The following is a 24,057-nucleotide window of genomic DNA, read 5'->3' as shown; positions in this document are numbered from 1 at the left end:
GGGGGCCGTGATGCATGATTTCCTTTTCAGCGGTCCGCGCGACGCCTCGACCACGCTGCTGCTTGCCCATGGCGCCGGCGCGCCGATGGATTCGGACTGGATGAACGCCATGGCTGCGAAGCTGGCCGGGCTGGGCATCCGGGTCGCTCGATTCGAGTTCGCCTACATGGCGGCGCGGCGGACCGGCCAGCGAAAGCCGCCGCCGCGCGCCGAGAAGCTTCTGGACGAATATCGCGCGGCCGTCGACGCCTTGAAGCGGCAGGGCAGGCTGCTGATCGGCGGCAAGTCGCTGGGCGGGCGTGTCGCCTCGATGGTCGCCGACGACCTCTATCGCGCGGGCAAGGTCGCCGGGCTGGTCTGCCTCGGTTATCCTTTCCATCCGCCGGGCTCGCCCGAAAAGCTGCGCACCGCGCATCTCGAGACACTGCGCTGTCCGTCGCTGATCTGCCAGGGCACGCGCGATCCGTTCGGCACGCGCGAGGAGGTGGCCGGTTACGACCTTTCGGCGGCCATCGCGTTGCACTGGTTCGAGGGCGACCACGACCTGAAGCCGCGGAAGGCGGACGGCGTGACGCTGGACGAGAATCTCGGGCAGGCGGCATCGGCCGTTGCCGATTGGGCGGGCGCGTGAGGCTATCTTCTTCTCCCCCGTAAGCGGGGAGAAGGAAGCCTCGTCACACCGCCAGCGGCAGACGCAGTTCAGCCAGCAGGCCGCCTTCGGGATGATTGGCGAGCACGATCTCGCCGCCGGCGGCGCGGGCGATGTTGCGGGCGATGGTGAGGCCGAGGCCGAGCCCGCCGGTCTCGCGGTTGCGCGAGGCCTCCAGCCGCACGAAGGGCGAAAACACGGCGTCGAGCCGTGCCTGGGGAATGCCGGGGCCGGCGTCGCGGACCGAAACGACGGCGAAATCCCCCGACCGGGCTAGGCCGATCTCGGCCTGCTTGCCGTAGGCGATGGCGTTCTGCACGAGATTGGCGATGCAGCGTTTCAGCGCGACGGGACGGGCTTCACAGACCAGTTCGCGCGCCTGCACGGCGCCGTCTTCCAGCGTTGCCTGCGGGTGGCCGTCCGCCACCGATTCCACCAGCGACAGGAGGTCGACGCGCTCGCTGGCCTCCTCGGCCACCTCGAAGGTGGCGAAATCGATGACCGAGCTGGCGATGGCCTCGACGTCGGCAAGGTCGGCGGCAAGGGCCGCGCGCACGCCGGAACCGCGCAGCAGCGACAGCCTGAGCCGCATGCGGGTCAGCGGCGTTCGCAGGTCGTGGGCGAGTGCCGCGGCAAGCTGCTCGCGGTCCTCGACGTAGGCGCGCAGCCTCGCCTGCATGGTGTTGATGGCGTGCGCGGCGCTGCGGATTTCGCGGCTGCCGGCCTCGTCGAGGGGCGGGCTTTTCAGGTCGTCGCCGATGCGGCGGACCGCGCTTTCCATGATGCGGTAAGGCGCTGTCAGTCTCCTGATCGCCCATACGGCCATCGCGGCGACGAGTGCCGCCACCACCGCATAGAGCGGCAGGCTGGCGAGCGATAGCACCGGTCCGGGCGGAATGATCGGCTCGGTGAAGTTCAGCCATTGCCCGTCGGCGAACTGGATGGAGGCGGTCAGCTTGTCGCTGCGGGCGAAGCCGGCGGCGAGCGCCAGCAATTCGCCCTCGACTTCGCCGATCTCGGAGTCTTCGGGGCGGTGATGCGGCACCTTGTCGTCCAGCGTGGCGGGATCGCGCCGAACCCTCGCCTGGGTGACGCCGAATTTGGACAGCCGCCCCACCAATATGTCCTCCAGTTCGGCCAACTGGTCGTCCTGGGCGATCGGCGAGGTCACGGCCGGCTGATCGGCGACGGCCAGAGCATAGTCGGGGTTGGACATGCCGAAAGCCATCTGCCGGCGTTCGTCCGGCGGCAGTTGCTGCATGAGCTGTACGATTGAGAAGGCGCGCTCGTTCAGCCGGTAATAATTGACCACGTCGCTGGAGGCGGCGCGGTCCTGTGCCACGATGTAGAGCGTGGCGACCTGCCCGGCGAGCAGGCCGGCGATGACGATGAGCAGCACCCAGGCGGGCAGGGTCTGCGGCAGGAAGCGTCTCATTCGGCGACCGCTTCGGGGATGAACTGGTAACCGCCGCTGCGCACGGTCTGGATCAGTTTCGGCGATTTCGGATCGTCCTCCATCTTGCGCCGCAGGCGGCTGACGAGGATGTCGATCGAGCGGTCGTAGCTGATGGCGCCGTCGCCGCCCGACAATTCGATCAGCTGGTCGCGGGTCAGAACGCGCTGGGCGCTGCGCACGAAGGTGGCGAGCAGGTTGAATTCCGCTGCCGTCAGGTCCACGCGCACGTCGCCGGGCGCAACCAGCCGGCGGCGCGAGCAGTCCATCGTCCAGCCGGCGAAACGCCAGATCTGGCGTTGCGGCAGGCGCTTTGTTTCGCCGCCGCCATTGCGCCTCAACACGGCGCGGATGCGGGCGAGCAGTTCGCGCGGATCGAAGGGTTTCGGCACGTAGTCGTCGGCGCCCATTTCCAGCCCGACGACCCGGTCGGTGGTTTCGTTGACCGCCGTCAGCATGATGATGGGGATCGAGGCGTTGCGCGCCCTCAGCTCCCGGCACAGGTCCAGTCCGCTCCTGCCGGGCAGCATGACGTCGAGCACGACGAGATCGATCGTGGCCCGGCGCATGACGGCCTCCATCTCGGCGCCGTCGCCGGCAACGGAGGCGGTGAGCCCGCGCTTGCGGAAGAATTCCTGCAAGAGGTCGCGGATGCCCTTGTCGTCGTCGACGACCAGGATGTGCGGTTCTGTCTTGCCCGAGGCGGTCATGCACCCGAATCCATTGCGTGACCGTCATTGCGGCCGCATTTCGGGCATATTTTAGGCCGCCTGCGCGCCATTGGCACTTTGATGGAGCATCGGAATTATCCGAAAATCGGATTCCACTTTGCGGTCCGATGCTCTGGAAACAATCCAGAAACAAAATTCAACAAACCGGAAAAACCAGCGAAAAGAATCAACGGCATAACGGTGCCGTCGCGATCAGACGAGCGGTCGCGGCAAATCGTTCCGGACTTTGGAAACCGGCCATGCGTGCAATTTCGGTCGCCCTGATGGGAATGCTTGTCGCCACGTCGTTCGCCATCGCCGCGCCCGTGCAATCGCACACCAAGGTCAGTCTCACCCGGAACGAGCTCTGCAGCCGGCTCAGTCGACAGGTCGACGAAGCCATCGAAACCCATGCCAAGGCGGTGCAGGCCGCCGAGGCGAAGGCGCTTCAGAAGAAGGCGGTCCGTTACTGTGCCGAAAGAAAGCAGGCACAGGGAATCAGGATGTTCGCCAATGCGCTGAAGCTCCTTGGGGTGACGCCGGTCGATCCCGACCGGTGATCCCCTTCAGCCTGCGCGAAAGGAACGAACCCATGAACAAGACCCTGCTTTCCGCCCTCGGCCTCGCCGTCGCCATGGCTTTCTCGGTGCCGATGGTGAGCACCGCAAACGCGGCCGCTACCAGCGCCGCCACCTCCTCCAGCACGACGGCGGCCAACACCGCGGCGGCTGCGACGCCGGTCAAGAAGGTCGTGAAGAAGAAGGTCCACAAGCGCGCCCCGGCGCACAAGAAGATCATCAAGAAGGCCGCTCCGAAGAAGACCGACGCCAAGAAGACGATGTAGGCAGCCGCCTGCATCGCGGAGCATCGACGCTCCGCGGCACAACCAGGCGCGGCGGCCGACCCGCCGCGCCTTGCCTCCCCGACCCGCGCCCCTCCGCCCTCATTGTCGACCAAGACAGACAGGAACCGAGCCATGAAGAAGATCATTCTGCCCGCTTTGGGCCTCGCCGTCGTTTTCGCGCTTTCGCCGATTGCCAGCGCGGATGCCGCCATGATGCACCACAAGCATCCCATCGTGCATCACCACAAGGTCCATCATGTCGTGCACCACAAGACCCATCACGTCGTGCATCACAAGAAGATCGTGCATCACAAGAAGCACGCCAGCGCTCCCAAGTACTGATCGCGTCACCTCGCTGCGAGGCAAAGGCCGGTCCGTCGTCGGGCTGGTCTTTTGCTTTGCCCGGATGCGATCGGCCTGGCGGGGGAACCCCAAAGCCGTCGTCGAATTATGCTATGATCCAGCCGGGGCAGGGCGACTTTTTGCCGGCGGAAACCGGATCGGATCGTGAGCAGTGATTTTGCACGCATGGCAGGCGAGGGCGGCGACACCGTCGTCAAGCCGCGCGTGCGCAGCAAGCCGAAGGTCGAGCGGCCGAAACTCTACAAGGTCATCCTGCTCAACGACGACTTCACGCCGCGCCAATTCGTCGTGCGGGTGCTCAAGGCCGAATTCCGCATGAGCGAGGACCAGGCGCATCGCGTCATGATCACCGCGCACCGGCGCGGCGTGTGCGTGGTCGCTGTCTTCACCAGGGATGTCGCCGAAACAAAGGCCACCCGCGCTACCGACGCTGGCAAGGCGGCCGGCTATCCGCTGATGTTTACGGTGGAGCCGGAGGAGTAGGGCAGTAGGTGAATAGGGCAGTAAGTGAGTAGGGGAATAAGGGAATCAATGCGGAAGTGATTTTCGCTCTTGAATAGCGACATACGATCAGTTCGCAGCCCTATTCCCCTACTGCCTTACTCACCTATTCCCCTACCTGCCTTCCCTGTACCACATCGAGCCGAGCGCCAGCAGCAGGAGGCCGAGGCCGAGGAAGCCGCCGAACAGGGGCACGCGGCTGACCGCTTTCAGCACGCTGTCGTCGGTGGTCCTCAGCCCAATCCAGTCGTCGCCGGAGGCTTGCGCCGCCGCGCGCACGGGCACGATGGCGGGCAGCGCGACGGAACTGCCGGTCAGGCCCTCGCGCGCCAGACGGCGCACGCTGCCGCCTGTCGCATTGGCGGCAGGTCTCAGCCTATTGCCGGTCGAGACGACGTCGGCGAATTCCGGCGCATTGACCGGGCCGACATGGGCAAGTGCGGTGAGATCGCCGTTGGCAACCTGATAGAGGCCGATTTCGGGCACCTCCACCGAGCCGGTGAAGACGCCGGGCTCGGATTGCGCAAGCTTCACCGTCAGCGCCTTGCCGGACGGCGTGATGACTTGCGCGGCACCCGGATCGTCGCTCATCGTCTGGCGGCGCACTTCCAGCACCATGCCGCGGCCGTCGGCGGTCAGCCGCTCCTCCTCCAGTTCCGGTTCCTTCATCAGCCAATGGGCGATGCGGCGGTAGAGCTGCACATGCGGGCCGCCGCCCTCGTAGCCGCGCGCCCACAGCCAGCCTTGGTCGGAGAGCAGCATGCCGACGCGGCCCTCGCCCTTGCGGTCGAGAAGAAGCAGCGGCCGGTCGTCGGCGCCCTTCATGACCACTTCGCCTTCCGGGTTCTCGACGCCGATGGTGCGGAACCAGCGGCTCCAGTGCGGCGGTTCGCTGGCCGAGCCGTCGAGGCCGCGCGTCACCGGATGGCGTTTGCCGAGGTCGGTCAGGCGTGGATAGAAGGCCTTGTCGATGACGTTGCCGTCGGGAAGCGCCGGCAGCGCCGACATCAGCGGTGTACGGGCAATCGTCTGCTGGCCGGCATATTCCGGCCCGGCCGCGATCAGCAATGCGCCGCCCTTTTCGACATATTCGGCGATGTAGTCGTAGTAGAGGATCGGCAGCACGTCGCGGTGCTGGTAGCGGTCGAAGATGATAAGATCGAACTGGTCGATCTTCTCCACGAACAGCTCGCGCGTCGGAAAGGCGATCAGCGACAGCTCGTTGATCGGCGTGCCGTCCTGCTTTTCCGGCGGCCTGAGAATGGTGAAGTGGACGAGGTCGACCGAGGCGTCGGATTTCAACAGGTTGCGCCAGGTGCGCTCGCCGGCATGCGGCTCGCCGGAAACCAGCAGCACGCGCAGGTTCTCGCGGATGCCATCGACCAGGGCGATCGCCCGGTTGTTGGCCTCTGTGAGTTCGCCTTGCTCTTTCGGGATGGCGAGTTCAATGATGTTGCGGCCGGCATTCGGTACCGTCACCTGCAGGGGCATTTCCTGGCCGATGAAGGCGCGCTCGACCGCCACCTGCTCGCCGTTGACTGAGACGCGCACCTCGACCGGTCCGCTCTCGCCGTCCGAGGCGATGACGCGGTAGGTTATGTCGAGCGGCTTGCCGACGAGGCCGAAGCGCGGCGCCTTCTCGAAGCGGATGCGGCGGTCCTTTTCCTGCTGGTGGCCGGTTATCAGTGCGTGCAGCGGGGCGGCGAACTCCGGCGTACCGGCGGGGGCATCGTGCACCTGGCCGTCGGTGATCATCACCGCGCCGCCGATACGCGACGGCGGCACGTCACGGAAGGCGCCATTGAGGGCTGAGAACAGGCGCGTTTCCGTGCGGTCCTCGGCGGCTTCGGCCTTGCCGGCTTCCACCACGCGCACGTCGAATTGCGGGAAGCGCGCCAGCCGTTGCTTCAGGCCGGCAAGCGCCTCGTCGGTCTGTTTGGCACGGTCACCGATGTCCTGGCTCTGGCTGTGATCCACCACCACGGCGACGACACTTTTCAGCGGCTCGCGCTGCTCGTCGAGGAAGACGGGATTTATCAACGCCAGCGCCAGCGCTGCAAGGGCCGCTAGCCGGAACCAGGCGCCGCGCTGGCGCAGCCAAAGGCCGACCAGCGCCAGCAGGGCCAGCGGCACCAGCCCGGCGACCACCAGCGGCCAGGAGAACAGCGGTTCGAAGGAGACGGACCAGTTCATCCTACTGCCCCAGCCTTTCCAGCAGGATGGGCACATGCACCTGGTCGGACTTGTAGTTGCCGGTCAGCATGTACATGACGATGTTGACGCCGGCACGCAGCGCGTAGACGCGTTGCTCAGGGTCCGGGGGCACGGTCGGCAGCAGCGGGTCGCCGTTGGCGTCGACGGCCCAGGCGCCGGCGAAGTCGTTGGCGGTGATCATGATCGGCGTCACGCCGTCGCCGGTGCGCACCGGCCGGTTGTCGGCGTTGGAAGCGTCGAGGGAGGCTTCCACCCACAGCGGGCTGCCGTTGAAGCGGCCGGGGAACTCGGGGAGGATGTAGAAGGATTTGGTCAGCACATGGTCGGCCGGCACCGGTTCCAGCGGCGGCACGTTGAGGTTGGCAAGGATATCGCGCAGCCGCTCCGTGGCCGGGCTTGAGGAGCCGGCATCGAGACCGGTGGAATACTGGTCGCGGGTGTCGAACAGCACCGTGCCGCCCTGCTTCATGTAGGCGTCGATGCGGGCGATGGCCGTCTGGTCGGGCATGGGCGCTGCCGGGTCGATCGGCCAGTAGATCAGCGGGTAGAAGGCAAGTTCATCCTTGTCGATGTCGACTCCGGCCGGTTCGCCCGGCTCCAGCGCGGTCTTCTCGACGAGGAAGCGGGTCAGGCCTTCGAGCCCGGCGCGGCTGATGGAATCGTCGCCCGGCACGCCGGTCAGAACGTAGGCGAGCCGGGTTTTTTCCACCGCCGCGATGGCCGCGTCGTCGCCCGGCTTCGAATCGTCGGCGCGGACGGGATCGACGGCGCCGAACAGGCAGAGGCCGACGAGGGCAAGCGCTGCCGTCGTCACTGCTGCGGCGCGACGGCGGCGGGCAAAGACGCCGCCCATCCAGAACACCGCCAGCGTGTCGAAGAGCAGCAGTGCCAGAGCGGCGGCCACCAGCGGACCCTTCAGATGCTGCTGCTCGTCGAAGGCGTAGCGGACGTCGGTCACCGGCACGGAAAAGGCGGGCCGCGCCAGCGGGGCGAACGTCGCATCGGCTGCAAGCAGGTTGTGGGCGACGACGCCGGCCTCGGAACCGTAGAGGCCGGGCGGATTCTCCAGCGTGACGGGCGCGTTCGCGGCGGGCGTCAGCGGGCGCGCGTCCGGCATCGGCGGCACCAGCGTGCCGCCGGCATCGATCATGCGGTAGGGGGCAAGGGCTGCTGCCGCCGCCTGCCCGGCGGGGGCGGCGATGCTGCCCTGGTTGTGCGACAGCTGCACGATGCGGCGCAGCATCTCGACGAAGGAGCCGGAGATCGGCAGGTTCGACCAGGTCGCTTCGGGCGTGATGTGGAACAGCACCAGCGTGCCCTTGCCCTTCTTCAGGCCCGTGACCAGCGGCGTGCCGTCGGCGAGGTTGGCCCAGGTGCGGTCGACGATGTCGGGCGCCGGCTCGGCCAGCACCTGACGTGAGACGGTCACCTCGTTGGGCGGCGTCAGGTCGCCGAAGGGGCCGGTCTTGGGGAATTCCGCCACCGGCTGCGGCGTCGTCCACGACAAGGCGCCGCCGAGGTTGCGCTCGCCGGTACGCAGGCGCACCGGCAAAAGGTCGTCGTCGCCGCTGGCGGCGGCCATCCGCGCCCCGGCGAAGCGCAGCAGCGTGCCGCCGTTCTCCACCCATTCTGTCAACCGTGGCCGCACCTGCTCTGGAATGGTGCCGATGTCGGCCATGACGATCATCGCCGGCTTCTGGTCGAGGATCTGCGGGATGGCGTCGGCCAGATCGGCATTCGACGGCTCGACCAGATCGGCGAAAGGCGAGAGCGCACGGCGGATGTAATAGAGCGGCGAGAGCAGCGGTTGCGCCTGGTCGGCCTCGGTCTGCGACAGGAGGCCGACGCGGCGGCGCTTCGAGTTCTCGTCCAGCACGCGCACGGCCGCCGCCTGCCGCTCGCCGTCGAGCGCGACGGAGGAGAAGTCGTTGCGCAGTTCGAACGGCACCTTCATGTCGCCGGTGGCCACCGTCTCGCCGGGGCCGAAGGTCAGCGTCGCGTCGGCGATGCGGCGGCCCTTGTCGTCGAAGGCGCCGGCCGTTGCCTGCGCGGGCGCCGGATCGCCCGGCGCGCGGATGGCGGTCAGGCGGAAGCCGTCCACGTCGTTTTCGGTGGCGGTGAGGCCGATGGCCGCGATGCGGTCCGGCACCGCCCACAGGACATGGCCGACGTTCTCGCCCAGCAGCGCGCGGAAGGCCGCCTCGTCGTCTTTCGCCGCCAGCCCGTCGGCCAGCACCGCGACGCTGGCGCCAGGCAGGCTTTTCAGCGCTTCGGCGACGCGGGCGAAGACGGCCGGCCGGTCGGTCGGGATCGGGCGCGGCTTGGTAGCGCGCAATTTGTCGAGGGCGCCGGCGGCGTCGAAAGGACCGATCTCGGCATTCGGCTTCTCGGCCGTGAAGGCGATCACCACAGGCACGCCGGTCTGATCGGCGTCGTTGACGAGCCGTTCGGCGGTGGCGACGCGCTTGTCCCAGTCGGGGGCAGCAGCCCAGTCGTTGTCGATGACCAGCGCAAGGGCCGCCCCGCCGGTCGGCAGTTTTTCGCGCGGATTCCAGACGGGCTCCGCCAGGGCGGCGATGACCAGCGCGGCCAGCAACAGGCGCAGCAGCGTGAGCCACCAGGGGCTCTGCTGCGGCGTTTCCTCGCGGCGCAGCACGCGCGCGAGGATCTTCAGCGGCGGGAATACTTCCGTCTGCGGGCGCGGCGGCGTGAGCCTGAGCAGCCACCAGATCACCGGCAGGGCGATCAACCCCCACAGCACCATCGGTGCCCCGAAGGAGAGCGGCAGCCAGCTCATGCCACGACCTTCCCGCCGTAGCCGCCGTCGTCGCCCATCGCCATGTGCACGCGCACCAGCGCGTCCGAGGCCAGCCGGTCGGTGTGGTTGGTGGTGAAACTCCAGCCCAACCGCTTGCACCAGCCGGCCAGTTCGGCGCGGCGGGCGCGATAGAGGGCGCGATAGTCGTCGGCCAGCCGTTCGGCACGGCCGGCGGTCAGCTTTTCGCCGGTCTCGGGATCGGTGAATTCGGTCCGGCCGGCATAGGGGAAATTCTCCTCGGCCGGGTCGGCGATCTCGATCAGGTGGGCGCGGGCGCCGTGACGGGCGAGCACGTCCAGCCAGGCGATGGTTTCCTCGGCCGGGTCGAGGAAATCCGAGACCAGCACCACGTCGGAGAAACGGCGGATGGCGGAAAGGTCGGGCCGCGCAGGCAATGCGGCGGCATGCATCAGGTGGGCTGCGATGCGCTCGGCGCCGTTGCGGCTGGTGAAGGGATCGGTGAGACCCGGCCAGGCGATGCGTTCGCCTGAACGCGACAGAAGCTCGGCCAGGGCCAGCGCGAGCACCAGCGCGCGCGATTCCTTGGAAACGCCGGCGCCGGCGGATTTGTAGAGCATCGAGGGCGAGGGGTCAGCCCACAGCCAGACCGTGTGGGCGGCCTCCCATTCGCGGTCGCGCACATAGGTATGGTCGTCGCGGGCGGAGCGGCGCCAGTCGATGCGACTGACCGATTCACCCTCGGAATAGGGCCGGAACTGCCAGAAATTCTCGCCGATGCCCTGCTTGCGACGGCCGTGCCAGCCGGAAATCACGGTGTTGACGATGCGGCGCGCCTCGACCAGCAGGTCCGGCACATAGGCGGCCCGCTGCCGGCCACGGGCGAGCGCGTCGCGGACAGCGACCGGTGCCTGCGCCTCGCCGATACGGGTCATCCAAGGCCTTTCACAAGTTTCGCCACGACGTCGCGCACGCTCATGCCTTCGGCGCGCGCGGCAAACGTCAGCGCCATGCGGTGCTGCAACACCGGTTCGGCCAGCGCGCGCACGTCGTCGATGGAAGGGGCGAGGCGTCCGTCGTAGAGGGCGCGGGCGCGGGCGCACAGCGTCAGCGCCTGGCTGGCGCGCGGGCCGGGGCCCCAGGCGACGTGCTTGTCGGTCTCCTCATGCCCCTGGCCGGGGCGCGCCGAGCGGACCAGCGCAAGGATCGCCTCGACGACGCTTTCGGGCATCGGCATACGCCGGATCAGCGTCTGGATTTCCTTCAGCCGCTCGGGCTGCACGACGTTGAGCGCCTTGGCTTCGTCGACACCGGTGGTTTCGAGCAGGATGCGCCGCTCGGCCTCGATGTCGGGATAAAGGATGTCGACCTGCATCAGGAAACGGTCGAGTTGCGCTTCGGGCAGCGGATAGGTGCCTTCCTGCTCCAGCGGGTTCTGGGTGGCGAGCACATGGAAGGGCGAAGGAAGGTCGTGACGGGCGCCGGCGACGGTGACGTGGTATTCCTGCATGGATTGCAGCAGCGCCGACTGCGTGCGCGGCGAGGCGCGGTTGATCTCGTCGGCCATCAGGAGCTGCGCGAAGATCGGCCCGCGGATGAAGCGGAAGGACCGCTTGCCTGTTTCGTCCTGCTCCATCACCTCGGAGCCGAGGATGTCGGACGGCATCAGGTCCGGCGTGAACTGGATGCGGCGGGCGTCGAGCCCCAGCACGATGCCCAGCGTCTCCACCAGCTTGGTCTTGGCCAGTCCAGGCACGCCGACCAGCAGCGCGTGGCCGCCGGCCAGCAGCGCCACCAGCGTGCGTTCCACCACGCTTTCCTGGCCGAAGATGACGCGGCCGACGCCGTCGCGGATGCGCGAAATGTCGGCCAACGCCCGCTCGGCCTCGGCCACCATGTCTTTTTCGCTGATCGGGCTTTCCTTGACGATAACGCTCATCCAGCATCAACCTCGTTTTGGTTTGCGCCTGTCTGCGAATCGGCTCCGCTCGGCTCCACAATGGACCTTAGTTTACCGCAGAACTTAAATCACGGACCCCGGCTGACAAGCGCGTCAACAGTGACTATTTCGTGACGATGGCCGATCGACAGGACAATGACAGCCTGACCGCCGCCGCCGATGCGCGCGGGCTGGAAGCGCTGATTTCGCGCGCGGCGCGCGCCGGCAAGGGCCTGCCGCCGGTGGAGCGCTGGAATCCGCCGTTCTGCGGCGACATCGACATGGAAATCAGGCCGGACGGCACCTGGTTCTACATGGGCACGCCGATCGGCCGGGCGCCGCTGGTGCAGCTTTTCTCCACCGTGCTGCGCAAGGACGAGGACGGCAACACCTATCTGGTGACGCCGGTGGAGCGGGTCGGCATCCGCGTCGTCGACGCGCCGTTCGTCGCGGTGGAAGTCAACGTCTCCGGCCAGGGCGACGAGCAGGTCGTCACCTTCCGCACCAATGTCGGCGACGTGGTCGAGGCGGGGCCGGACCATCCGCTGCGCTTCGTCGACGAGGCCGAGACGGGCGGCCTGAAGCCGTATGTCCTGGTGCGCGGCCGGCTGGAGGCGCTGGTGGCGCGGCCGGTGATGTACGAGCTGGTCGGCCACGGCGAGGAGATCGACGTGGACGGAACGGCGATGTTTGCCGTGCGCTCGCGCGGCGCGGTCTTTCCGATCATGCCGGCCGAGCGGCTGGCGAGGCTGAGCGCGTGATGGACCAGAAGGCCGCCACGCCGTTCTCGGCTGAGGATTTCCGCGCCCGCGCGGCGCGCGAGCAGGCGTTCGACATGTCCGAGCTCTACGGTGACCATCGTTTCAACCCCGGCCATCCGCGGCTTTACCTGCGCGACGGGCCGCTGGTCGATGCGGCCGTGCTGATCCCGGTGGTCGATCGCGGCGCCGAGGCGACGCTTCTGTTGACGAAACGCGCCGAGACGCTGCGCAGCCATACCGGCCAGGTGGCTTTTCCGGGCGGGCGGATCGACGCCACGGATGTCTCGCCGGCAGCGGCGGCTTTGCGCGAGGCCGACGAGGAGGTCGGGCTGGAATCGGGATTCGTCGACGTGATCGGCCGTATGCCGGATTACGTTTCGGGCACCGGCTACCGCATCGCCCCGGTGCTGTCGGTGGTCAGGCCCGGCTTCCATCTTCATCTCAATCCCGACGAGGTGGACACCGCCTTCGAGGTGCCGCTTTCCTTTCTCATGGACCCTGCCAACCATCGCCGCGACAGCCGGTTCTGGAACGATCTCGAATGGTTCTTCTACGAGATGCCCTATGGCGGCAACCGCATCTGGGGCGTGACGGCCGGCATCATCCGCACGCTGTATGAAAGGCTTTACGCGTGAGCGCGCCGATCTCGATCGCCGGCAAGGCCGACTGGCTGCGGGACAGGCACCTGCAACACCTGCTGGCGGTGCTGTGCGAAGGCGGCGAACAGGCGCGCATCGCCGGCGGCGCGGTGCGCAACGCGCTGCTCGGCCAGAAGGTGGCGGATGTCGACATCGCCACCACGACCTTGCCCGAGGAAACCGTGCGGCGCGCGGAGGCGGCGGGGTTCAAGGTGGTGCCGACCGGCATCGAGCACGGCACGGTGACGGTGGTGGCCGGAGGGCACCCGTTCGAGATAACGACGCTGCGCGCCGATGTCGAAACGGACGGGCGGCACGCGAAAGTGTCCTTCGGGCGCGACTGGACGGCGGATGCCGAGCGCCGCGACTTCACCATCAACGCGCTCTATGCCGAGGCCGACGGCACGGTGATCGACCTCGTCGGTGGCGTGGCAGACCTGGAAGCAAGGCGACTGCGCTTCATCGGCGATGCGGAGGCACGCATTCGCGAAGATTTCCTGCGCATCCTGCGTTTCTTCCGCTTCTTCGCCTGGTACGGCGACGGCCGGCCCGACGCCGAGGGCCTGAAGGCCTGCGCGCGGCTGAAGGACGGGCTCGACCGGCTGTCGGCCGAACGCGTCTGGATGGAATTGAAGAAACTGCTGTCAGCGCCCGACCCGTCGCGCGCGCTGTTGTGGGCGCGGCAGGCCGGCGTGCTCTCGCGCATCCTGCCGGAAAGCGAGAAGTGGGGCATTGACGCCATTCACGGCCTGATCAGGACGGAGCATGATCTCGGCTGGATGCCGGACGCGTTGCTCAGGCTCGAAGCGACGGTGCCGCCGGACGCGGCACGCATGAAGGCGCTGGCCGAGCGCCTGAAATTGTCCACGGCCGAATCGAACCGCCTGCAGCGCTGGGCGTTGACCGAGCCCGTCGCCGCCACGACGACGGAAACGGTGCTGGCCAAGGCGCTCTATCGCGGCGATCCGCGCGGCATCGAGGACCGCCTGCGCCTGTCGCTCGCCGCCGCGCGGGCACGCGCCGCCGGAGACGACGCCGCGATGATGGAGGCCGGCGGGCTGTCGCGGCTGCTCGCCTTCGCTGGAAAATGGCAGCGGCCGGTGTTTCCGCTGAAGGGCGCGGACCTTGCCGCGCTCGGCATGGCGTCGGGGCCGAAACTCGGCGAAATGCTCAAGGCGCTGGAGACTGTGTGGATCGAATCGGGTTTTGCGCTCGGCCGGGAAGTGTTGCTGGAACGCGCACGAAGCGAGATCGGAAACTGATTCCGGTTTTTCGCCTAAATCATTGAAGTAATTTTCTATTTATTTGTGGGGCGTGCGCCGCCTTCTCCCCGTTAACGGGGAGAAGGAAAGGGTTTGTGACGCTTACGCCGCGTCGCGCGCTTTCTCGATGCGCGAGCGGATCGCTTCGATCATCGTCTCGCGGATGATGGTTTCGCCATGGGTCTCGCGCATGTGCTCCACGGCACGGCGCATGACCTCGGCCTCGTCCTCCGCGCGCGTATGCCACTCGCAGCCGGGGACGAGCGAGCCACAGTAAAATTCCTTCATGGCTTTCCTCCTTTCCTCGTTCTGGCCCAGCTTAACACGAAAGGGCGGACGAGGTTGCATCGGAAATCGCCGAAGGGCGAATCGTGATCGTCACGGCCATTTCGCCGCCGGGGGCAGCGACGACAGGATGGAGGCGACGTTGCCGCCGGTCTTCAGGCCGAAAATTGTGCCTCGGTCGTAGAGCAGGTTGAACTCGGCGTAGCGGCCGCGCCGCACCAACTGCTCCTCGCGGTCGGCGTCGGTCCAGTTGGTGTCGAGGTTGGCGCGCAGAAGATGCTGGTAGACGACCAGGAAGGCGCGGCCGACATCCTGCACGAAGGCGAAGTCGGCATCCCAGCCGCCCCTGTCGTCGGGCGAATGCTGCCAGTCGAAGAAGATGCCGCCGATGCCGCGCGGCTCGTTGCGGTGGGGCAGGAAGAAATACTCGTCGCACCAGGTCTTGAAGCGGTCGTAGTCGGCGACGGCCGCGTTCTTCTCGCAAGCGAAGCGCATGGCGCGATGGAAGGCGAGGCTGTCGGGATCGTCCTGCGTGCGGCGCCGGTCGAGCACCGGCGTCAGATCGGCGCCGCCGCCGAACCAGTGGCGCGTGGTGGCCACCATGCGGGTGTTCATGTGCACGGCCGGCACGTTCGGATTCCACGGATGAGCGATCAGCGAGATGCCGCTGGCCCAGAAACGCGGGTCTTCCTCGGCGCCGGGGATCTGCTTGCGGAATTCGGGCGAGAACTCGCCATGGACGGTGGACGTATGCACGCCGACCTTTTCGAACACGCGGCCGTGCATGACCGACATGGTGCCGCCACCGCCGGTGCCCTCGTCGCGCAGCCAGGGGGTTTTGTCGAAGCGGCCGGGTTCCCACGAAGCCTGCGGCCCGGACAATGCGTCCTCGGTCTCTTCGAACGCCGCGCATATGCGGTCGCGCAGGGCCTCGAACCAGGCTTTCGCCGTCGCCTTCTTGCTTTCGATGTCGGCGGGCAAGCCCGCCTCAATGTCCGGTCGTTCCAAAACAGGTTCTCCGCGCTCGGACCCCATGCCCGACAAATGACTCGTCTTTTGCGGGCGCGATCCCTAGTCTGTCTTTGAGACAGGTCAAGGAGTTCTTTCGTGCGTACTCCGGCACGTCCACCGCTGAACGACCTGAAGAAGCGGCTCGATCGCAGCCGCGCCGAGAAGGCGCGCATGCCGCGCGACGGCTTCCTGCGCGAGACCTTCGTGCTGCCGCGCACCGACGCGCGGCGGAAAGCCAGGGAATGGTTCGAGCGCTGGCCGAAGCAGGCCTACTGGACCGAGATCGAGAGCTGGTTCGAACGGCCGGGCGACGTCATCGAGTTCACCATACGGCGGCTGCCGGCGGCGGATTGAGCGCGGCGAAGGCCGCCGCGCTCAGATGACGAGCAAGGGCGTCTTGCTTGGCACGCGCTCGTAGAGATCCATCACATCCTGGTTGAACATGCGCACGCAGCCGGACGATGCCGACTTGCCGATGGTGCGCCATTGGGGCGATCCATGGATGCGGTAGAGCGTGTCCTGCCCGTCCTTGAAGATATAGAGCGCGCGCGAACCGAGCGGGTTGTCCAGTCCGGGCGGCATGCCCTGTCGCCATTTCTCAAGCTTGGGGTCGCGCTTGATCATGGCGTCCGGCGGGGTCCATGTCGGCCATTTGCGCTTCCACTGCACCACGGCGCGGCCCTTCCAGGAATAGCCCTGGCGGCCGAGGCCGACGCCGTAGCGCCGCGCCGTCCCGTCCTTCTGCACGAAATAGAGGAATTTTTCGGTGGTGTTGACGACCAGTGTGCCTGCCGGCTCGCCGGTCGGGTTCGGCACCGTCTGGCGCAGGAAACGGGCGTCCACCTTGGTGTAAGGGATCGCCGGCAGCGCGTAGCCGCCGTCTTCCACCGCCGCGTACATCGCTGCGTGGTCGCTCGGCGGAGGAGGTTCGGGCAGGGCGGGCGGCGGCGGGAAGCGCGGCGCTGCCTCGGCTTGCAGGGAGGGGGCCGGAACGCTGGTGCAGCCCGCCAATGCGGAGGCCCCGACGAGGGATGTGCCGATCAGGATCGAGCGGCGGGAAAACTGGAACGTCATTTTTGAGAACGGATACTGTGAAAGCGAGAGTTGAAGCGGCAAGCCGCCGGTCAGGCCGCTCATAGCCTCAATCCGGGCCGGCGTGTGTTCAACCGGCGCCGGAAGCGGCCAAAGTTCGGCGCTGTGGCGCGAATGCAACAGGCTGTGGCGCTGCGGTTCCTTTCCGAGCAGGCGAGGCGGCAGGCAAAGCCTCCGGTCAGCTTGCCGGCTTGACGAGCAGGCGTCTTGCGCCGGCTCCCTGTTTCGCCAGCCGGTCCTCGCGGTTCCTGAGCGGGCAGCGGTCGATCGACATGCAGCCGCAGCCGATGCAGTCGGTCAGCCCGTCGCGCAGCTTCTTCAACTGGTTGATGCGACGGTCGAGGTCGTCGCGCCAGGCGCTTGAAAGCAGATTCCAATCGGCCCGCGTCGGCGTGCGGCCTTCAGGCAGCGAATCGAGGGCAGCAGCGATGTCGGCCAGCGAGATGCCGACCTCCTGCGCGATGCGGATGATGGCGACGCGGCGCAGCACATCGCGGCCGTAGCGGCGCTGGTTGCCGGCAGTGCGATGCGAGCGGATCAGGCCGCGCGCCTCGTAGAAGTGCAGGGCCGAGACCGCGACGCCGGCGCGCATCGCCACCTGTCCGACCGTCAGTTCCTTCGCGATTGCCAATGGTTTTCGCCTTCCGGATTTCCGCTTGACCTCAATGTAAGTTGAGGTTTTATCGAAGAAGCCTTCACTCGACAACCGGGGAGGGCGCCATGCCGCGACACGACCGCCATCAAGAATACGGACCCGCCTTCGCGAGGCTGGAAGGGTTTGGCTTCTTCGTATGTGAGGCGGCGGAGCTAGATCGTTTCACCGTTTCACGGAAACGGCGCAACGATCTATCTCTTTGTTTTAGTCGCATTTGTGCGACGCCAGACGATTCCGTCTGGCTGCAAAATGCTTTAGCCGACCTGCCGCATCGCTTCGCCGGCGACCATGGCGACCGACAGCGCGACGTTGAGGCTGCGCCCGCCGCCGGGCATCGGGATCAGCAATCGCGCATCCGCCGCTTCATGGACCTTGTCCGGCGCGCCTGCGGATTCGCGGCCGAACAGCAGCGCGTCGCCTTCGGCGAAGGCGAAGGCCGTATAGGGCAGGGTGGCCGCGGTGGTAAGAAGCACCAGCCTGTGACCCGCGTCGAGCCGCCATTGCTCGAAGCCGTCCCAGTCGACGTGCCGGGTCAGGGCCGCCATTTCGAGATAGTCCATGCCGGCGCGCCTCAGGTTGCGGTCAGAGAGGTCGAAGCCGGCGGGCTCGACGATATCGACGGCCAGTCCCATGCAGGCGGCGAAACGCAGGATGGTGCCGGTGTTGCCGGCGATATCGGGCTGGTAGAGGGCGATGCGGATATCGCGCTTCATGTCCGCGTGCTCTGGCGTGGCAGATCGGCCACAGGGCGTCGGTGGCTGTCAGGAGTGGCGGGCTTCCGTATGGTCATCACCCGCGAATGCGTGTATGAGGCGCCCATTGTCAACTCGAACCGAAGGAGGACGGCATGGAACACATGATGACCGTAGATATCCACCGCCCTTCCGCTTGGCTCCGTCCAAGATTTGGGCTCGCCGCCTAGACGGCGGAAACCGGTTCGACGCTTTCTTTTTGAGTTCCTGAGCACGCGCGACGCGGATTCCGCCGAGACCTGATCCCGGTTTCGAAGGATTCCTGCCATGTTTTTCTATCTGTCCAAGGGGCGCCGTGCCCCGTCCAAAGCGTTTCCGTTGCGGCCATCGTCCTGCGCTTTCCCTGGCGCCGGGCATGCGCAGCCACCGTTTCATTCATCTTTTTCACTGGAGGACGGACCGATGTTCGATCCCTGTAAAATACCAGGCTCGCGGAGCCTGCACGAACGCAAACTGGCGACCTGGGCGCTGCTGATCGGCGAAACGCACTCGTCCGCCGCGCATGCCGAAGCCCGCCGCCGGCCGCATCGCGGCATGCTGCCGGACGTCGATTTTTCCCGCGCCGTGCCGGACTACAGCCGGCCCTCGCTGGTCAGGCGGCTCGTGCGGCTGATCCGGCGCGGCGGCAACGGCGCCGAAGCGCTTGGGCCAGAGGTCGGCGAAACGCCGCCGGTCTCCTATATTGGCCGGGACAGACCAGCCGCCCCGGACGATTCGTCCGGGGCGGCTGGTCGTGACGTAATTCATGCGCGGGCGGCCTGAGCGGGCGCCGGCGCGGACACAATGAGCAGGACGATGTTTTCTTGGTTTGAAAAGCGACTCGACCCGTTTCCGGCCGCGGAGCCGGTCGAGCCGCCGCGCACGCTTCTGGCCTTCTGCTGGCATTTCACCAGGCCGGCCTGGCCGTTCGTGCTTCTGGCAGCCGTGCTGATGGCGCTGATCGCCATCATGGAAGTGTGGATGTTCGGCTTCCTCGGCCACATCGTCGACTGGCTGTCGGCGCAGAACCGCGAGACGTTCCTGCAAACGGAATGGTGGAAGCTGGCCGGCATGGTGCTGGTGGTCGCCGTCTTCCTGCCGGGCGCGGTGCTGCTGTCGTCGCTCAACACCTATCAGACGCTGTTCGGCAACTATCCGATGCGCATCCGCTGGCAGGTGCACCGCTACCTGATCAAGCAGTCGATGGCCTTCTACCAGGACGAGTTCGCCGGCCGCATCGCCACGAAGCTGATGCAGACCGCGCTCGCCGTGCGCGAGACGGTGATCAAGTTCGCCGAGGTGCTGAACTACGTCATCGTCTATTTCATCGGCATCCTCGTCATCGTCGGCTCGTCCGACTGGCGGCTGGCGGCGCCGATGGCGCTGTGGCTCGTCGGCTATCTGGTGGCCTTGCGCTACTTCGTCCCGCGGCTGGGCTCGGTTTCGCAGGCGCAGGCCGACGCGCGCTCGGTGATGACGGGACGCATCGTCGACAGCTACACCAACATCCAGACCGTCAAGCTGTTCTCGCATGGCCGGCGCGAATCCCACTATGCCCGCGAGGGCATGGCCGACTTCATGCGGACGGCCTATGCGCAGGGGCGGCTGATCAGCCAGTTCTACATCGTCGTCTATGCGCTGAATTCGGCTCTTCTTCTCGGCGTCGGCGCGCTGGCGATCGGCCTGTGGCTGGAGGAAGCGGTGACGGTCGGGGCGGTGGCGGTGGCCGTCGGCCTTGTGCTGCGCCTCTACGGCATGTCGCAATGGATCATGTGGGAGGTGTCGGCCCTGTTCGAGAACATCGGCACGGTGCAGGATGGCATTGCCTCGATCTCGCTGCCGCGTCTGGTCGAGGACCGGCCCGACGCGCGTCCCATCGCCGTCGACAAGGGCGAGATCCGCTTCGACGCCGTGCGCTTCCACTACGGCAAGGGCAAGGGCGTGCTGGACGACCTGGCGTTGACCATTCGTCCGGGCGAGAAGGTCGGCATCGTCGGCCGCTCGGGAGCCGGCAAGTCGACGCTGGTCAACCTTCTGCTCCGCTTCTACGACGTGGAGGGCGGGCGCATCCTGATCGACGGGCAGGACATCGCCGGCGTCACGCAGGATTCGCTGCGCGCGGCGATCGGCATGGTCACGCAGGACACCTCGCTGCTGCACCGCTCGGTGCGCGACAACGTGCTCTACGGCCGCCCCGACGCCGGCGAGGATGCCATGGTCGAGGCGGTGCGGCGGGCGGAAGCTTCCGGCTTCATCGACGGGCTGGCCGACGCCAAGGGCCGAACGGGCTTCGACGCGCATGTCGGCGAACGCGGCGTCAAGCTGTCGGGCGGCCAGCGGCAGCGCATCGCCATCGCCCGCGTCATGCTGAAGGACGCGCCGATCCTCATCCTCGACGAAGCGACCTCGGCGCTCGATTCGGAGGTCGAGGCGGCGATCCAGGAGAACCTCTACAGGCTGATGCAGGGCAAGACCGTCATCGCCATCGCCCACCGGCTCTCAACGATTGCGGCGATGGACCGGCTGATCGTCATGGACCGAGGCCGCATCATCGAGGAGGGCACGCACGATGAGCTGATCGCGCTGGGCGGCCTCTACGCACAGCTCTGGCAACGCCAGTCCGGCGGCTTCCTGCTGCACGACGACCCGCACGAGCCGGCGGCGCGAATGAAGCTGGAGGTGGCGGAGGAAGCGGCGGAGTGAGGGATCGGCCCTTGTTCGGCGCAACCGGACCGCTATGTCCTTGTTCCGGCCGCATTTGTGCTACCGAAGAAGACGGCAGAACCGCAAGATTCAGGAGTTCGTATGACCGGCGACGAGTACGTGTATGACGAGGCCAGCGGCGAATGGCTTCCCGCATCGGATCTTGCGGGAGCGCAAGATGCCGCTCCGGCGACCGTGCGGGATTCGGCCGGCAACGTGCTGGCCGACGGCGATTCCGTCACGCTCATCAAGGATCTCAAGGTGAAGGGGACCACGCAGACGCTCAAGCAGGGCACCGTCATCAAGTCCATCCGCCTGACCGACGATCCCGATGAGATCGATTGCCGGCACGAAGCGATCAAGGGACTGGTCCTGCGCACCGAGTTCGTGCGCAAGCGCTGAGCCCGTGAGCCTGCTCGATCCCCTCTATCGCCGCTTCGAGGACTGGGTTTCGCCGTTCCGCGAACCGGCGAACCTGCGTCCGCCGTCCAGCGTCGCCGGCTTCATCTGGCATTATGTCGGGCAGGCGCGGCTCGCTTTCTTCGCCATGCTGGTCATCGGCGGCATCGCGCCGCTGGTGGAGGCGGGGCTGTTCTATTTCGTCGGCCGGCTGGTCGATATCCTCGACCAGTTGCCCGCCGGCGAGCGGAACTGGGAGGCGCTGTGGAACGCGGCCGGCCGGGAACTGGTCTTCATGATCGTGGTCGTGCTCGTCGTCCGCACGATTATCGTCGGCCTGTCGGCGCTGGTGGACGAGCAGACCATCGTGCCGGGCTTCTTCAACCTTGTGCGCTGGCAGGCGCACCGGCATGTGTCGCGGCAGTCCTACGCCTTCTTCCAGAACGATTTCGCCGGCCGCATCGCCACCAAGGTGTGGCAGGCAGGGCAGGCGACCGGCGACCTGATGGAAAGCTTCATCGAGGTCGTCTGGTTCATGATCGTCTACACCGTCACCACGCTGGCGCTGGTGGCTGGGCTGGACTGGCGGCTGGCGGCGCTGGTGGTGATCTGGATCGCGGCCTTCGGCTGGCTGGCGAAATTCTACCTGCCGTCGATCCGCAAGCACGCGGAGGCGACCGCCGAGGCGGGCTCGATGATCAACGGCCGCATCGTCGATTCCTATTCCAACATCCAGACGCTGAAGCTGTTCTCGGCCGACGGCGACGACCGCTACATCCGCTCGGGCTTCGACATCTATCTCGGCGCGCTCAGGCCCTTCACCCGGCGGCTGACCGGCGTGCGGATCGCGCTGACGGCACTGTCGGGCGTCATGATCACCGTCATCGCCTGCTTTGCCGTGGACCTGTGGGTGGAAGGCGCGATCACCGTCGGCGCGGTGGCCTTCACGCTGTCGCTGGTGCTGCGCCTCAACATGCTGCTCGGCCGGCTGATGATGCAGTTGAACGGCATCCTGCGCAATCTCGGCGTGCTGGAAAACTCCAAGGCGCTGATCTCGCAGCCGCTCGGCCTGACCGACGCGCCGGATGCGAAGGACCTGGCCGTAAGTGGCGGGCGGATCGACATGGACGGCGTCGTCTTCCACTACGGCAAGGGCGGCGGCGTGCTGGACGGCATCGACCTGACCATCCGGCCGGGCGAAAAGGTCGGGCTGGTCGGTCCCTCCGGCGCCGGCAAGACGACGCTGGTGAACCTGATCCTTCGCCTCTACGACCTCGAGGGCGGTGAAATCCGCATCGACGGGCAGGACGTGGCCAAGGTCACGCAGACGTCGCTGCGCGGCGCCATCGGAGTGGTCAGCCAGGACACCGCCCTTTTCCACCGCTCGCTGCGCGACAATATCCGGTTGGGCAAGCCCGACGCCACCGACCGCGAAGTGATGGCGGCGGCGCGCCGGGCCGAAGCGCACGAGTTCATCCTCGGCCTGCGCGACAACAAGGACCGTGCCGGCTACGACGCCTATGTCGGCGAGCGCGGCGTCAAGCTTTCCGGCGGCCAGCGACAGCGCGTGGCGATCGCCCGCGTCTTCTTGAAGGACGCGCCGATCCTGGTGCTCGACGAGGCGACTTCGGCACTCGATTCCGACGTCGAGGCGGCGATCCAGGAAAACCTGCACGCGCTGATGCAGGACAAGACCGTCATCGCCATCGCGCACAGGCTTTCCACCATCGCCATGCTCGATAGGCTGGTGGTGCTGGACGAGGGGCGCATCGTGGAAGAAGGCACGCACGAGGAACTGGTGGCGCTGGACGGGCTCTATGCAAGGCTGTGGAAGCGCCAGTCGGGCGGCTTCCTGTTCAACGAGGAAAGCGCGCTGGAAGAGACGCGTCCGGCGGAATAGGTGCGATGTCGGTCAGGCCGCCCTCCAACTTCGGCAACGCTTCCGTCTCGGAAGTCCTGTTCGACGCGCTCGGCCACGAGATCCTGGCGGAGAAGGCGTCGGCGCTCGGTCGCGCGGGCGAGCGAGCCGCGACATGCCTGGCTCGCCTGCGTGAGCATGACGGTGCGGACGGGCAAACGCCCGCAACCGATTCGCGGCGCAGGGAACTGCTCAAGGATGCGGCCGAAGCCGTCTACGCCTTCTTCATCCAGCGCGAACTGTGCGGCCTGCGCCGCCACGATGCAGTGATCCGCGAACTCGGCATTCCGCGCGAGGTGCTGGTGAGGCTCGGCGCGAAATAGCGCCGCGGCTGCCTTTGCACCCGTCAAAACCGTGGAAAAGGCGTTGCCATGCCCGGCAGAATGGGCCAGGGCGCAAAAGCCTTGCGACAATCTGCCATGGTTGCTTCACCCGTCTGGACAAAAACAGTCGTCACGCATAAACCGAAATCCAAATGCCGGAGGAATTCGCTAGCCTGTTGCCATGCGCTGTCGGGCTGGCATGCGAGTGGGGACAAGGACTCGCCCTGCGGCACGGAAGAGGCGAAAGGACCAGGCACCCGTGAGCGCAACCGACGACACACACGATCCCAATCGCCGTGATTTTCTTTACATCGCCACCGGCATGGCCGGCGTGGTGGGCGCGGCCAGCGTCGCCTGGCCGTTCATCGACCAGATGCGCCCGGACGCCTCGACGCTGGCGCTGTCGACCGTCGAGGTCGACGTCTCGTCGCTGACGCCGGGCATGTCGCTGACGGTGAAGTGGCGCGGCAAGCCCGTTTTCGTGCGCAACCGCACGCCCGAAGAGGTCAAGGCGGCACAGGACGTCAAGCTGGAAGAGCTGAAGGACCCGCTGGCCCGCAACGCCAACCTTCCCGCCGACGCCACCGCCGCCGACATCGACCGCTCGGCGGGCAAGGACAAGGAAAACTGGCTGGTGATGGTGGGCGTGTGCACGCATCTCGGCTGCATCCCACTCGGCCAGCAAGGCGAGTACGGCGGCTGGTTCTGCCCGTGCCACGGTTCGGTCTACGATACCGCCGGGCGCATCCGCCACGGGCCTGCGCCGGAGAATATGGCCGTGCCGGTCTTTTCATTCATCTCCGATACCAAGATCCGCATCGGCTGAGGCA

The 24,057-nt window shown here is 66.9% G+C and carries 26 protein-coding genes; 15 read left to right on the top strand and 11 right to left on the bottom strand.

Annotated features, from left to right (window positions below; genetic code table 11):
• Positions 1–7: 7 nt before the first annotated feature.
• Positions 8–631 carry an alpha/beta family hydrolase gene (locus tag FGU64_RS07490; RefSeq protein WP_210239058.1) on the top strand — a complete coding sequence of 208 codons (624 nt, stop codon included), beginning with the start codon at positions 8–10 and terminating at the stop codon, positions 629–631.
• A 43-nt stretch (positions 632–674) separates the two neighbouring features.
• On the opposite strand, the gene FGU64_RS07485 is transcribed toward FGU64_RS07490, so the two are convergent.
• Both FGU64_RS07485 and FGU64_RS07480 read right to left on the bottom strand, forming a co-directional pair.
• Positions 675–2,084, bottom strand: coding sequence for an ATP-binding protein (locus FGU64_RS07485; RefSeq protein ID WP_139951893.1), 1,410 nt, complete (start codon positions 2,082–2,084; stop codon positions 675–677).
• Entirely contained in the window at positions 2,081–2,812 is a 732-nt protein-coding gene (locus FGU64_RS07480; RefSeq protein ID WP_139951890.1) for a response regulator transcription factor, read from the bottom strand. The genes FGU64_RS07485 and FGU64_RS07480 overlap by 4 nt, the downstream gene beginning before the upstream one ends.
• Positions 2,813–2,829: 17 nt before the next feature.
• Here FGU64_RS07480 and FGU64_RS23835 point away from each other — a divergent pair, with 17 nt between their 5' ends.
• The 4 genes from FGU64_RS23835 to clpS all read left to right on the top strand — a co-directional run bounded on the left by FGU64_RS23835 (position 2,830) and on the right by clpS (position 4,502).
• Positions 2,830–3,372 carry a hypothetical protein gene (locus FGU64_RS23835; RefSeq protein ID WP_348639787.1) on the top strand — a complete coding sequence of 181 codons (543 nt, stop codon included), beginning with the start codon at positions 2,830–2,832 and terminating at the stop codon, positions 3,370–3,372.
• 32 nt (positions 3,373–3,404) lie between these two features.
• A complete protein-coding gene (locus FGU64_RS07470) occupies positions 3,405–3,656 on the top strand; it encodes a hypothetical protein (RefSeq protein ID WP_139951887.1) in 252 nt (83 codons plus the stop codon).
• A 132-nt stretch (positions 3,657–3,788) separates the two neighbouring features.
• Positions 3,789–3,998, top strand: coding sequence for a hypothetical protein (locus tag FGU64_RS07465; protein WP_139951884.1), 210 nt, complete (start codon positions 3,789–3,791; stop codon positions 3,996–3,998).
• Between the two features lie 186 nt (positions 3,999–4,184).
• Entirely contained in the window at positions 4,185–4,502 is a 318-nt protein-coding gene (clpS, locus tag FGU64_RS07460; RefSeq protein ID WP_139955293.1) for an ATP-dependent Clp protease adapter ClpS, read from the top strand.
• A gap of 132 nt (positions 4,503–4,634) precedes the next feature.
• On the opposite strand, the gene FGU64_RS07455 is transcribed toward clpS, so the two are convergent.
• Genes FGU64_RS07455 through FGU64_RS07440 form a run of 4 tightly spaced genes read right to left on the bottom strand, consistent with a single transcriptional unit; the run spans position 4,635 to position 11,449 of the window.
• Positions 4,635–6,713, bottom strand: a complete 2,079-nt coding sequence (locus FGU64_RS07455) for a hypothetical protein (protein ID WP_139951881.1) — start codon at positions 6,711–6,713, stop codon at positions 4,635–4,637.
• 1 nt (position 6,714) lies between these two features.
• Positions 6,715–9,531 (bottom strand): DUF4159 domain-containing protein, encoded by a 2,817-nt coding sequence (locus FGU64_RS07450; RefSeq protein ID WP_139951878.1) that lies wholly within the window; start codon positions 9,529–9,531, stop codon positions 6,715–6,717.
• Positions 9,528–10,445, bottom strand: coding sequence for a DUF58 domain-containing protein (locus FGU64_RS07445; RefSeq protein WP_139951876.1), 918 nt, complete (start codon positions 10,443–10,445; stop codon positions 9,528–9,530). Before FGU64_RS07445 ends, FGU64_RS07450 begins: the two co-directional genes overlap by 4 nt.
• The gene (locus FGU64_RS07440; protein WP_139951873.1) at positions 10,442–11,449 is read right to left on the bottom strand and encodes a MoxR family ATPase; all 1,008 of its coding nucleotides are present in this window, start codon (positions 11,447–11,449) and stop codon (positions 10,442–10,444) included. Before FGU64_RS07440 ends, FGU64_RS07445 begins: the two co-directional genes overlap by 4 nt.
• Positions 11,450–11,586: 137 nt before the next feature.
• Here FGU64_RS07440 and FGU64_RS07435 point away from each other — a divergent pair, with 137 nt between their 5' ends.
• The 3 genes from FGU64_RS07435 to FGU64_RS07425 are packed head-to-tail and all read left to right on the top strand — an operon-like array spanning position 11,587 to position 14,110.
• Positions 11,587–12,210: a DUF1285 domain-containing protein gene (locus FGU64_RS07435; protein ID WP_136358987.1), complete on the top strand. Its 624-nt coding sequence runs from the start codon at positions 11,587–11,589 to the stop codon at positions 12,208–12,210.
• Complete coding sequence (locus tag FGU64_RS07430) at positions 12,210–12,845, top strand: CoA pyrophosphatase (RefSeq protein WP_139955292.1); 636 nt, start codon at positions 12,210–12,212, stop codon at positions 12,843–12,845. The genes FGU64_RS07435 and FGU64_RS07430 overlap by 1 nt, the downstream gene beginning before the upstream one ends.
• Positions 12,842–14,110, top strand: a complete 1,269-nt coding sequence (locus FGU64_RS07425; protein ID WP_139951870.1) for a CCA tRNA nucleotidyltransferase — start codon at positions 12,842–12,844, stop codon at positions 14,108–14,110. Before FGU64_RS07430 ends, FGU64_RS07425 begins: the two co-directional genes overlap by 4 nt.
• 102 nt (positions 14,111–14,212) lie before the next feature.
• On the opposite strand, the gene FGU64_RS07420 is transcribed toward FGU64_RS07425, so the two are convergent.
• Together FGU64_RS07420 and hemF are read right to left on the bottom strand one after the other, a co-directional pair.
• Complete coding sequence (locus FGU64_RS07420) at positions 14,213–14,398, bottom strand: DUF1059 domain-containing protein (RefSeq protein WP_136358983.1); 186 nt, start codon at positions 14,396–14,398, stop codon at positions 14,213–14,215.
• A 90-nt stretch (positions 14,399–14,488) separates the two neighbouring features.
• Positions 14,489–15,403 carry an oxygen-dependent coproporphyrinogen oxidase gene (gene hemF, locus FGU64_RS07415; RefSeq protein ID WP_139951867.1) on the bottom strand — a complete coding sequence of 305 codons (915 nt, stop codon included), beginning with the start codon at positions 15,401–15,403 and terminating at the stop codon, positions 14,489–14,491.
• Between the two features lie 99 nt (positions 15,404–15,502).
• Between hemF and FGU64_RS07410 the strand changes: the two genes are divergently transcribed.
• A complete protein-coding gene (locus FGU64_RS07410; RefSeq protein ID WP_136358979.1) occupies positions 15,503–15,760 on the top strand; it encodes a hypothetical protein in 258 nt (85 codons plus the stop codon).
• Positions 15,761–15,781: 21 nt separating this feature from the next.
• On the opposite strand, the gene FGU64_RS07405 is transcribed toward FGU64_RS07410, so the two are convergent.
• From FGU64_RS07405 to FGU64_RS07395, 3 genes are all read right to left on the bottom strand, one after another.
• Positions 15,782–16,543, bottom strand: coding sequence for a L,D-transpeptidase (locus tag FGU64_RS07405; RefSeq protein ID WP_348639786.1), 762 nt, complete (start codon positions 16,541–16,543; stop codon positions 15,782–15,784).
• 133 nt (positions 16,544–16,676) lie between these two features.
• A complete protein-coding gene (soxR, locus tag FGU64_RS07400; RefSeq protein WP_139951864.1) occupies positions 16,677–17,129 on the bottom strand; it encodes a redox-sensitive transcriptional activator SoxR in 453 nt (150 codons plus the stop codon).
• Between the two features lie 278 nt (positions 17,130–17,407).
• The gene (locus FGU64_RS07395) at positions 17,408–17,866 is read right to left on the bottom strand and encodes a tRNA (cytidine(34)-2'-O)-methyltransferase (RefSeq protein ID WP_139951861.1); all 459 of its coding nucleotides are present in this window, start codon (positions 17,864–17,866) and stop codon (positions 17,408–17,410) included.
• A 441-nt stretch (positions 17,867–18,307) separates the two neighbouring features.
• On the opposite strand from FGU64_RS07395, the gene FGU64_RS07390 reads away from it, so the two are divergent.
• The 6 genes from FGU64_RS07390 to petA all read left to right on the top strand — a co-directional run bounded on the left by FGU64_RS07390 (position 18,308) and on the right by petA (position 24,053).
• Positions 18,308–18,667: a hypothetical protein gene (locus FGU64_RS07390; protein ID WP_139951858.1), complete on the top strand. Its 360-nt coding sequence runs from the start codon at positions 18,308–18,310 to the stop codon at positions 18,665–18,667.
• Positions 18,668–18,700: 33 nt separating this feature from the next.
• The gene (locus tag FGU64_RS07385) at positions 18,701–20,587 is read left to right on the top strand and encodes an ABC transporter ATP-binding protein (RefSeq protein ID WP_139951855.1); all 1,887 of its coding nucleotides are present in this window, start codon (positions 18,701–18,703) and stop codon (positions 20,585–20,587) included.
• Positions 20,588–20,689: 102 nt separating this feature from the next.
• Positions 20,690–20,989, top strand: coding sequence for an alkylphosphonate utilization protein (locus FGU64_RS07380; protein ID WP_139951852.1), 300 nt, complete (start codon positions 20,690–20,692; stop codon positions 20,987–20,989).
• Positions 20,990–20,999: 10 nt separating this feature from the next.
• Entirely contained in the window at positions 21,000–22,886 is a 1,887-nt protein-coding gene (locus FGU64_RS07375; RefSeq protein WP_139955290.1) for an ABC transporter ATP-binding protein, read from the top strand.
• A 5-nt stretch (positions 22,887–22,891) separates the two neighbouring features.
• The gene (locus FGU64_RS07370) at positions 22,892–23,227 is read left to right on the top strand and encodes a DUF6665 family protein (protein WP_139951849.1); all 336 of its coding nucleotides are present in this window, start codon (positions 22,892–22,894) and stop codon (positions 23,225–23,227) included.
• 322 nt (positions 23,228–23,549) lie between these two features.
• A complete protein-coding gene (petA, locus tag FGU64_RS07365) occupies positions 23,550–24,053 on the top strand; it encodes a ubiquinol-cytochrome c reductase iron-sulfur subunit (protein WP_246671330.1) in 504 nt (167 codons plus the stop codon).
• Positions 24,054–24,057 lie beyond the last annotated feature (4 nt).

The sequence above is a fragment of the Mesorhizobium sp. 8 genome, from assembly GCF_006351905.1.
Lineage (GTDB): Bacteria > Pseudomonadota > Alphaproteobacteria > Rhizobiales > Rhizobiaceae > Mesorhizobium > Mesorhizobium composti.
The sequence above is the reverse complement of the archived record's forward strand: the minus strand, read 5'-3'. Positions and strand labels throughout refer to the sequence as shown.

Coding starts and splice junctions, on each gene's coding strand:
- FGU64_RS07485 (WP_139951893.1), bottom strand. CDS start 2,084: ATGAGACGCTTCCTGCCGCAGACCCTGCCCGCCTGGGTGCTGCTCATC.
- FGU64_RS07480 (WP_139951890.1), bottom strand. CDS start 2,812: ATGACCGCCTCGGGCAAGACAGAACCGCACATCCTGGTCGTCGACGAC.
- FGU64_RS07470 (WP_139951887.1), top strand. CDS start 3,405: ATGAACAAGACCCTGCTTTCCGCCCTCGGCCTCGCCGTCGCCATGGCT.
- FGU64_RS07465 (WP_139951884.1), top strand. CDS start 3,789: ATGAAGAAGATCATTCTGCCCGCTTTGGGCCTCGCCGTCGTTTTCGCG.
- clpS (WP_139955293.1), top strand. CDS start 4,185: ATGGCAGGCGAGGGCGGCGACACCGTCGTCAAGCCGCGCGTGCGCAGC.
- FGU64_RS07455 (WP_139951881.1), bottom strand. CDS start 6,713: ATGAACTGGTCCGTCTCCTTCGAACCGCTGTTCTCCTGGCCGCTGGTG.
- FGU64_RS07450 (WP_139951878.1), bottom strand. CDS start 9,531: ATGAGCTGGCTGCCGCTCTCCTTCGGGGCACCGATGGTGCTGTGGGGG.
- FGU64_RS07445 (WP_139951876.1), bottom strand. CDS start 10,445: ATGACCCGTATCGGCGAGGCGCAGGCACCGGTCGCTGTCCGCGACGCG.
- FGU64_RS07440 (WP_139951873.1), bottom strand. CDS start 11,449: ATGAGCGTTATCGTCAAGGAAAGCCCGATCAGCGAAAAAGACATGGTG.
- FGU64_RS07435 (WP_136358987.1), top strand. CDS start 11,587: ATGGCCGATCGACAGGACAATGACAGCCTGACCGCCGCCGCCGATGCG.
- FGU64_RS07430 (WP_139955292.1), top strand. CDS start 12,210: ATGGACCAGAAGGCCGCCACGCCGTTCTCGGCTGAGGATTTCCGCGCC.
- FGU64_RS07420 (WP_136358983.1), bottom strand. CDS start 14,398: ATGAAGGAATTTTACTGTGGCTCGCTCGTCCCCGGCTGCGAGTGGCAT.
- FGU64_RS07405 (WP_348639786.1), bottom strand. CDS start 16,543: ATGAGCGGCCTGACCGGCGGCTTGCCGCTTCAACTCTCGCTTTCACAG.
- FGU64_RS07395 (WP_139951861.1), bottom strand. CDS start 17,866: ATGAAGCGCGATATCCGCATCGCCCTCTACCAGCCCGATATCGCCGGC.
- FGU64_RS07390 (WP_139951858.1), top strand. CDS start 18,308: ATGTTCGATCCCTGTAAAATACCAGGCTCGCGGAGCCTGCACGAACGC.
- FGU64_RS07385 (WP_139951855.1), top strand. CDS start 18,701: ATGTTTTCTTGGTTTGAAAAGCGACTCGACCCGTTTCCGGCCGCGGAG.
- FGU64_RS07380 (WP_139951852.1), top strand. CDS start 20,690: ATGACCGGCGACGAGTACGTGTATGACGAGGCCAGCGGCGAATGGCTT.
- FGU64_RS07370 (WP_139951849.1), top strand. CDS start 22,892: ATGTCGGTCAGGCCGCCCTCCAACTTCGGCAACGCTTCCGTCTCGGAA.
- petA (WP_246671330.1), top strand. CDS start 23,550: ATGGCCGGCGTGGTGGGCGCGGCCAGCGTCGCCTGGCCGTTCATCGAC.